Source organism: uncultured Mailhella sp. (genome assembly GCF_905187505.1).
Lineage (GTDB): Bacteria > Desulfobacterota > Desulfovibrionia > Desulfovibrionales > Desulfovibrionaceae > Mailhella.
This window is the reverse complement of record NZ_CAJJIC010000013.1, coordinates 25,811-32,707: the sequence shown is the minus strand read 5'-3', so window position 1 is coordinate 32,707 and position 6,897 is coordinate 25,811. Positions and strand designations below refer to the sequence as shown.

Sequence of the window (6,897 nt, the reverse complement as noted above, 5' to 3'; positions counted from 1 at the left end):
GAAAGCCTTACAGGCGCATAAGAGGAACCACCGGCTATGCCGGTGGGGCCCCTTTCAAGCGTCGACTGAGCCGGCCTTCGCCGGACAGGGGGGGGCGGCTGGTGCCGCCCCTTCTCGTCACGGCCTGCGGCCTGAAAAGAGCTTTGTGAGTCCGGCATCCAGCGACTCGCCCGCCATGGTGTGCACAAAGCCGAGAAAGGCATCCGCGGGAAGGCCCGGGCCTGCGGGCGTCTGCGCGAAGGAACCGGGCAGAATGAGCGGCTCCTGCCGGAGCGCGGCCTCGGCCATGACGCTTTCATCCGTGCTCAGAAGCGCCGCGGTGGTCTGACACTGGAAGGAGGCCTGAACCATGCGTCCCTGCGGGGTGTCCCAGAGTCGGAAGACGATCATGGAGCCGGGAGGCGTGCTGTCTCTGGGGAAGGGCGCGTTGTTCCAGTGCACGCCGAGAAGCCCCGCCACGTTGACGATGTTGGTGTCGTGTCCGGAGAGAATGACGAGGTCGGCTTCATTGGCTTCCTTCACGGGAGAGGTTCCGACAAGGGCCTCGGTCATGAAGAGCAGAAGCGGCAGTCCTTCCTGTCTGGCTATGGCGGGGAAGCGCTGAAGCGCGTTCTGCACGCGCGTGTGCACGGGCAGAAGATGCAGCGCGGTGGTGGGATTCACCAGAATGTCGCCGCCGGAGACGGACGCGGGCGCAGGTTCCCAGCGGGGCCGGTAGGGCAGCGGCATGACGCCCGGCCTGTCGCTTCGGGGAGCGAGAATGATCTCGCGGGCCTTTTGTTCCACCGGCGTTCCCGGACCCTTGGGCTGCGTGACGGGAACGCTTGCCGGAATGATCTGGGAGCGCTGCGGCCATTCCAGACTTTCAAGCAGGAGCAGTTCCGCTGCGGTCGAGGCTATGGCGAGTCCTCCGCGCAGAGAGACGCTTTCCCGGGAGCCTGCCCGGGGAAAGACGAGCGAGGTGGGAATGTCGCTCAGCGTGCAGGAGATTTCTCCCGGAGGGCAGAGTCTGGGAGAAGCGGCGCCGAGAACGGCGGAAAGTTCCGCCATGCGCCTGTCCATGTCGGCCCGCACGCCGGCAAGCTCTCCGGCAAGGTCGTCCTTTTCCTTGGCGGACAATGCGGGGGAGGGCATGAGGCCGCCCTGTACGGGATGAAAGAGCGGGTCGCGCGCCTTTGTGCCGGAAGCGACGGTCATGCCGCAGCCCGGCGCCAGACCTTCGAGCATGGCCCTTGCCGTGGCAAGAGTGCGCTCCTCGTTGTCGGCGTATACGAACACGCTGTCCTTCTGCGGACATTCGGAGGCGGGAAGCAGGCCGTCGAAGGCCAGAGACTCCCGCAGCCCCGTCCATTCTCCTTCGATGAGCGCCGCGCCGCGGCCGGTGAGCTCGCCGGGCGAAACGCTCCAGACGGGCCAATCGTTTGATCCCCAGGCGGAGAGCGTTTCCGGAGACTGCGTGGGAGACCGCACGCCGTGGCGGCTCAGGGCCACTACCTTGAGAAGCCGGTTCTGCCCGGAGTCGGGCTGCGCGTCGGAAGGGACGGGTATGGAGAAGCTGAGGACGGCCGTTGCACAGGCGGCGGCAAGAACGGAAACGCAGCGCATGATCAGAGCTCCTTTTCCTTTTTTTGAAAAAGTATGTCACGCGCTGCTGAGCCGGGCAAGGATTTTGACGTTATAGCCTGCCGCTTTTGGATTTTTTGTCATGCCGGCCGGCATTCCGGTTCGGGCAGGACCTGGAAGGCAGAGCCCGGCACCTCTGCCGCGGACCGCGGGGAGCGGAAAGACCGCAGAGGACGACGACGTTTTTTTGGGGGGGGGAGGCTGCCGGAATCTTGCGGCGAGAAGGATCGGAAGGATGCGGCAGAAAGCCGTGTCTGAAAAAAGCGCGCAGAGGCAGGCCGCCCTGCCGGGCGGTCCGCGTCTGCGCGCTTTTGCAGAAAAGTCGGACTACAGTCCGCGGGAGGGATCCCGCCGTTCCTCCACGTCGGGGAAGAAGTCGGGGTCGTCCTTGTGCTCCTTGGAAACGTAGAAGGAGCAGAAGCAGGCTCCGTATTCGGCTATGTCGGCGTCGCGGTAGACACAGGGGCAGATGATGTCGCTGTCCTGCTGCTTGTCCGCGCAGGCCAGCCGGCAGGGACAGCACATGTAGCCGTAGCGCTCCTTGTTGGCCAGCAGGCTTTCCGCCGTGCCGAGACAGTGCTCATGGTCGGCGTGAAGGTAGTATCCCTTGGATTCGGCGCATTTTGCCAGATGTTCAAGCAGTTGTTCCGGCGTCATGAAGCAGTGCCTCCTGCATGAGCTGTTTGCGGAATCCCACGATGACCTTGCCCCCGGGCACCAGAATCGTGGGGAACGTTCCGCGAGGATTGTAGGTACGCACTTTTTCCATGAGATCGGAACGCTGCGAGCCGGAATACTCGTCCAGATAGATGACGATGTAGTCCACATGGTTGGCATCAAGGAACTTTCTTGTGTTCTTGCAGTGCTGGCAGGTGGTGAGGGCGTACATGATGGGCTTTTCGGAAATGGGATTCATGCCGAGAGCATAGAGTTCCTGATCGCCCTGAGGCTTTTCGTTCTCGGGCTTGGCGGAACCGGGCTCGGAGGATTTCTTCTTTCGCAGAACGAGAACCGCGATGATGACGATGACGACAACGGCGGCCAAGAGAGCGATGGTGGAATTCATGGGATGATCTCCTTGCAGGGATGCTCCGCCTGCGGCGGATGGAAAAAGTATGCTCCTTTTGAGAAAAAAAGCCAGAGGCAAAGTGTTTGCGCCGCAGAAAAAGCGCGCATGCCGGGATTTCAGCCCCGGCGGAAGGAGCGGCCTTTGCGGTCCTCGCGGCGGAAGGCTGCCGGGCTTTTTTTTCTGCCGCCGTCCGTCCCGGGGGAGCGTCCGGCGTCGCGTTTCTGCCGTTCCCGGCGCTGTCCGGGCCGTTCGCGCCGCGATGCCGTTTCACCTCGTCCGTCGCGGCGGCGATCCTCACGCGCGTCAGGGGCGTGACGGAAACGGCCGGGGGCGTCTTCGAGAGAAAGAATGACGGCGCGGGACTTCATGTCTCTTTCGCGGGTGACGCGGGCTTCGCAGAGCGCGCCGGCGGGCAGATGGGAAGAGTTCGGAATGAGCGAAAGGCCGAGGGGCGAGCAGGCGTAGCGGGCGCGTCCGGGATAGCCCGGCACCATGAAGGCGTCGGAAATGATGCGGGCGGGAACGCGGCGGCTTTCCGGTCGTTCGGGGGGCGTGAACGCTTCGATTTCTTCCAGGCTCATTCTGCGCATGAGCAGGAAGGACAGGCTGACGGAGTCCTTGTCGAGACCGGCGCGGGCGGAAAGGGCGCGCAGCGACTCGGGCGCGTGGTCGGCCGGGGCGTTCATGTGGCACCATGCCGTGGTGCGCCTGTCCAGCATGGGGCAGCTTCCGGCATGGGGGCAGGGGGAAAGCGGCATGAACAGGGGCGGCAGGCCGAAATCGTCCATGTCGTCGTCCCAGTCGTCCTCTTCGTCCGTCCGTCGACCCGCCTGTTCCTCACGCAGGGCGAAGGCCGTGAGATCCTCATATTCCGGTTCTTCCTCCACGCCGCCGAGGGCACTTTTGCGAAGGTGCGCCACAAGGCGTCCGCCCTGCCTCGTGCCCGGTTCCACGGAGAGGAGAAGGCCGTTTTCGCACAGCATTTCCGCGGAGCTTTCCAGAAGCTCGCGCATTCGGTCCGTCATCTGATGTCCGGGTTTCGCGCGGCGTTCCTCCATTTCGTTGAGCACGTTGCCCATGCTCATCATCCACAGGCTGCCGGACTTTGCGTACACGCGGCGCGGGGCCTGCGTGACCGAGGCGCGCATGGTGCGCAGCGTCCAGGGGCTTTCGGGGAAAAGCTCGGCGCGCAGCGCGTCGAAAATCTTTCGGCCGAGTTCCAGAATGTGGGGCGTGGTGTCGCTTGCGATGAGCGTGACGGGACGTTCGCGAAGGTCCGGGCGGGACATCCACAGCGCGATGGGCAGAGTGAGCGGGCCGCTGCCCATGTCGAGAATGACGGGTGCGTCGGGAATGCGGCCGAAGTCGAGGCCGGGCAGCAGGGCGGAGAGACGCACGAGATTCCAGGGCAGAAAATAGCGCAGATATGCCGAGGTGAGACGCGGCGAGGTCCAGTACGGACGGGCGAGGGCGTTGCGCTCCGTGGTGAGCATGGCGGAAAGGTCGCGGCAGGCCATGGCAAGGTCGCGCCGCTGCGCGCCGTTCATGGGCATGACGCTGTCGAGAATGGGAAACAGCCGTTCCAGCGCGCGCCGGGAAAAGCTGTCGGGAGCGGAAAAGAGAGGTTTCATCATGAAAAGTCCTGTGCGGAAAAAGGCTGCCGGAAGTTGCAGAAAGGGTGTCGTAAAGCCGGAGGAAAAGCAAGGCGAAAGTGAGGCGCGAAAAAGGGCGGGGCCCGCAGAATGCGGACTCCGCCCCGAAAGGTCGTCTTTCTTCCTGAAGGACGCCTAGCCGGGATAACGGCCGGTGCGGGCCATTTCCTGAAGGTTGGCTATGCGCTCCTCCATGGGGGGATGGGTGCTGAACATGCGGCGCATGGTGTCGCCGGTGAGCGGGGACACGATGAACATGTTTTCCGTGGCCGGGTTGGCCTGCATGGGAATGTGTCGGCTGTAGGCGTCGAGATTGTTCAGCGCTCCGGCAAGGGCCATGGGATCGGCGCAGTACTCGGCGCCCGAGGCGTCGGCCATGTATTCGCGTCGGCGGGAAATGGCCATCTGAATGAGGGTGGCGGCCAGCGGGCCGAGAATCATCATGGCTATGGCGGCCAGAGGATTGCTGTTGCCCTCCTCGTCGCGCGCGCCGCCGAAGATCATGGAGAACTGCAGCATGTTGGCTATGGCCGTGATGGCCGAGGCGATCACGCCCGCCACGGTCTGGATGAGAATGTCGCGATGGGCGATGTGCGCCATTTCATGGGCCAGCACGCCGCGCAGCTGCTCCGGCGGAAGAAGCTGCATGATGCCCTGCGTCACGGCAATGACGCCGTGTTCCGGGTCGCGACCCGTGGCGAAGGCGTTGGGCGCTTCCTGCGGCACGATGAAAAGGCGGGGCTTGGGCACGCCGGCTCTTCGGGCGAGCTCTTCCACTATCTGATGCACCATGGGCGCGTCTTCCGGAGCAAGCTCCTGCGCCCGGTACATGGAAAGCACGATCTTGTCGGAAAACCAGTAGCTTCCGATGTTCATGATGACGGCGAAGACCAGGGCGATGATGATGCCCTGACGGCCGCCGAGAGCGCTGCCCATGACGATGAGAACGGCGGAAAGGCCGGCCATGAGCAGAAGGGTCTTGAGTTGGCTGGTCATGTTTGCTCCTGTGTTGTGGTCATGAAGGCCATGGAGGAAAGGATAACCACGCTTTGAGCCCGTGCCAAGGGCGGAATGCTTGCAAATTGTTGCAGAGCTGCGCATGACGGCGGAAGAAGGACGGAAATGAAAAGCGCCGGGGCATCTTCCCCGGCGCAACGGAAGTCTGAGGCGGAAAAGGCGTGCCGTACGGACCGGCGCGCCGCCCTGCGGGTTGCTCAGTCGACGAAGGGCATGGCCGTCACGTCGCCCCGGCAGAAGACCAGACTTTCCTTCCAGCCTTCGGCGGCGGCGCAGCGGGCAAGGGTGTCGAAGTTCCAGGCCACCTGTTCCGTGGCGTGGCTGTCCGAGGCGAAGGTGACGGGCAGGCCGAGATTTCTGGCGAGCTTCAGAATCTTCGGTCCGGGGTAGATTTCCCGGCAGGGCTTGCGCAGACCGGCGGAGGAAATTTCCATGGCCATGCCCGCGTCGCGCACGGCCGAGAGCGCGTCGCCTATGAGATCCATGCTTCCGGGAGCATCCAGCCAGCGGTGAAAATCGTCCACGGAGAAGATTTTGATGAGGTCGGGATGGGCCACGATGTTGAACATCTTCGTTTCGGCCATGGCCTTCATGGTGCGGTAGTAGCGCTCGTACAGCGCGCAGCGCTCCTCGAAGGACAGCGGCGCCCAGTCGGAGGCGGCGGAATCGAAGCCCCAGCGGCCGAGAAAGTGGATGCCCGCGATGAGATAGTCGTACTCGTGGGCCGCCGTCATCTCCCGCAGATAGGGCACTTCGTCTTCGAGCCAGTCCACTTCGAGGCCGAGCAGCACGCGTATGCCGCGCGGGGCCTGTTCGGCCTTCATGGCCGACACTTCGGCAAGATAGTCGTCGAAGGTGGCGGCCAGGTGCTCCCGGTATTCCTCGGGATAGTCGTAGCCTTCGGGCCTCGGCGAATGTTCGGAGAATCCCTGCACGAGAAGGCCCTTTTCCTGTCCGGCCTCGAACATCTGCCGGACGCTGTCCCGTGCGTGGGAGTGGTTGGTGTGCGTATGAAGATCGACTCGTATCATGGCGTCATTCCTGCATGAGTGAAGGTTTTTCCGGGGCATGATAGCGCAGGCGGCTTCGGCCCGCAATGCGCGCACCGGGCTTCGATTCGGCGCCAGTCCGCCGTTTGAAAGGAAAAAGGGAGCGTCGTTTCCCCCTGCCGCTCTTGCGGAAAGCGCCTGGAAGGGATATGGTGGACAGGCATCGTTCGCCCGTTCAGGGGCATCACAAGCACAGGAGAGCGTCATGGACTACCTTTTCTTCTTCGTCGGCATCATCTCGGTGATCTGCGCCCTTACCTACATCAAGAAGACGAGCCCCAACAAGCATCACTGATGCGGGTGCGGCATTCTGCCGCGTCCCCTCGGCGGGTCTGTCCGTCGTGACGGCGGGCTCCTTCGCGTCAGCCTGGCGCGTTCGTCCGAAACGCGCCCCGTATTCGGGCGTCCGCCTTTCGATGTTCGTTTCTTTTGCTGCGGCGGGCATTCGTCCGCCGTCTTTCGTGACGTCCGCGCTTTCAGGCCCGGA

General features: G+C 63.6%; 6 protein-coding genes. All 6 read right to left on the bottom strand.

Features of this window, described 5'->3' with window-relative positions:
• Positions 1-117: 117 nt before the first annotated feature.
• Positions 118-1,605, bottom strand: a complete 1,488-nt coding sequence (locus QZZ60_RS02875) for a histidine-type phosphatase (protein WP_295637546.1) — start codon at positions 1,603-1,605, stop codon at positions 118-120.
• Between the two features lie 345 nt (positions 1,606-1,950).
• Entirely contained in the window at positions 1,951-2,280 is a 330-nt protein-coding gene (locus QZZ60_RS02870; RefSeq protein ID WP_295637543.1) for a ferredoxin-thioredoxin reductase catalytic domain-containing protein, read from the bottom strand.
• Positions 2,258-2,689, bottom strand: coding sequence for a glutaredoxin family protein (locus QZZ60_RS02865; protein ID WP_295637540.1), 432 nt, complete (start codon positions 2,687-2,689; stop codon positions 2,258-2,260). The genes QZZ60_RS02870 and QZZ60_RS02865 overlap by 23 nt, the downstream gene beginning before the upstream one ends.
• Positions 2,690-2,808: 119 nt before the next feature.
• Positions 2,809-4,326 carry a hypothetical protein gene (locus QZZ60_RS02860; RefSeq protein WP_295637537.1) on the bottom strand — a complete coding sequence of 506 codons (1,518 nt, stop codon included), beginning with the start codon at positions 4,324-4,326 and terminating at the stop codon, positions 2,809-2,811.
• A 153-nt stretch (positions 4,327-4,479) separates the two neighbouring features.
• Complete coding sequence (locus tag QZZ60_RS02855; protein WP_295637534.1) at positions 4,480-5,340, bottom strand: zinc metalloprotease HtpX; 861 nt, start codon at positions 5,338-5,340, stop codon at positions 4,480-4,482.
• 218 nt (positions 5,341-5,558) lie between these two features.
• Positions 5,559-6,392 (bottom strand): histidinol-phosphatase, encoded by an 834-nt coding sequence (locus QZZ60_RS02850; RefSeq protein WP_295637533.1) that lies wholly within the window; start codon positions 6,390-6,392, stop codon positions 5,559-5,561.
• Positions 6,393-6,897 lie beyond the last annotated feature (505 nt).